This is a genomic window from Dactylosporangium sp. NPDC049742 (assembly GCF_040674675.1).
GTDB lineage: Bacteria > Actinomycetota > Actinomycetes > Mycobacteriales > Micromonosporaceae > Dactylosporangium > Dactylosporangium maewongense.
This window is the reverse complement of the sequence record NZ_JBFANF010000159.1, coordinates 1-1612: the sequence shown is the minus strand read 5'-3', so window position 1 is coordinate 1612 and position 1612 is coordinate 1. Positions and strand designations below refer to the sequence as shown.

Here is a 1612-nt window from a genome sequence, read left to right as displayed (position 1 = left end):
TTCTTGAGCGGGGGGAGTGGTTTGGATGATTGAGTACAAATCCGTTTCTTCGGTAACGGCTGCTTATGGTTTAGCTCTTACAGCCATCCCTTTCAAGGTCTTGGTTTAAAATCCCCTAACCAATCCAGTCAGGACGACGAAACTATGTGGGAAAAGGTTTTAGAACGGTTTGAAAAACAGGCTCCGGCCAGCGTCATGACCAAGTTGATATTAGAGCAGGCAGTAGATGCCGCTTGGGTTGACAAGGTGTTCGATGATCACCGCCAACGGCAGTACTCACGTGAGCTTTTGTTTTCAACCGTTGTTGAGCTGATGTCCCTTGTTTCATTGGGCTTGAGGCCGTCGTTGCACGCGGCGGCGCGCAAGATGGAGGGCCTTTCGGTCAGTGTTTCGGCACTCTATGACAAGATCAAGCGAACCGAACCCGAGCTGCTTCGCGCCCTCATTTCGGGCAGTGCCGAACGTTTGATACCAACCGTCGAAACGCTCGGCCATTCATCGATCCTGCCCGGCTGGCAGTTGCGTATTGTGGATGGCAACCACTTGCCGGCCACTGAAAAACGTCTAGGCGCTCTGCGCAATGAGCGCGGCGCAGCGCGCCCAGGATTTTCAGTAGTTGCCTACGATCCGGATCTGGATTTAGTCGTTGATCTTCAGCCGTGGGAAGATGCCTACGCCAGTGAGCGAGTCAGTGTTTTACCGCTGCTGGCCCGCGCATGCGCGGGCCAGTTGTGGATGGCTGACCGGCTCTATTGCACGCTGCCCATCCTGCAAGCCTGCGAGGACACGGGGGCTTCGTTCATCGTTCGCCAACCCAGCAAGCATCCACGCCTGGTCCAGGAAAGTGAGTGGCAAGACTCAGGGACGGTCGATAGCGGAACCGTTCGCGAACAAATCATCGAAGTGAAGGGTGGCCGCCGCTGGCGACGTGTTGAGTTGAGCCTGCAAACGGCGAATGACTCAGGTGATTTGGTGATGTGGTTCTGGAGCAATTTGCCCGACACCATCGGTGCCCGGCAGATAGCCGATTTATACCGTCATCGCTGGAGTATCGAAGGAATGTTTCAGCGCCTTGAGTCGGTACTGGACAGTGAAATTACAGGCCTTGGCAGCCCGAAAGCCGCGCTATTGGGCTTTGCCTCGGCGGTCCTGGCTTACAACGTTTTGTCGGTTCTCAAGCGTAGCGTTGAGCAGGCGCACCGCGAAACGCAGCCAGAGGGTTGGCAGGTTTCGATTTTCCATTTGGCGGTGCATGTTCGCAGTGATTATCAAGGCTTGCAGATCGCATTGCCTGCGGAAAATTTCCCTCTTGAAAAGACTCCGCAAGGGCTGGCAGAGCGATTGCTGGCCCTGGCAAGGATGATCAAACCTAAGTCCGTAGCAAAAAGCCCTCGTGGCCCCAAAGTAGCCAAGCCCAAGGAGTGGCTGGAAGGTAAGGCAGCACGGGCGCATGTCTCAACAGCTAGGGTGCTTAAGGCGGCCAAGTCGGATAAACGTACTTAAACATGGCCTTAAACGGACTTTTAAACGCAGACCTTGAAAGGGATGGCTGTAAGAGCGGAAGCTGTAAGAGCGGAACCATAGGCGGCCGTTACCTAAATCACTCTCCAAA

General features: G+C 54.8%; 1 protein-coding gene. It reads left to right on the top strand.

Going from position 1 to position 1612, the window contains the following annotated elements; translation table 11 throughout:
* The first annotated feature begins 195 nt into the window (after positions 1-195).
* Positions 196-1503 carry an IS4 family transposase gene (locus AB0J72_RS58910; protein WP_081253266.1) on the top strand — a complete coding sequence of 436 codons (1308 nt, stop codon included), beginning with the start codon at positions 196-198 and terminating at the stop codon, positions 1501-1503.
* The last annotated feature ends 109 nt before the right edge of the window (positions 1504-1612 follow it).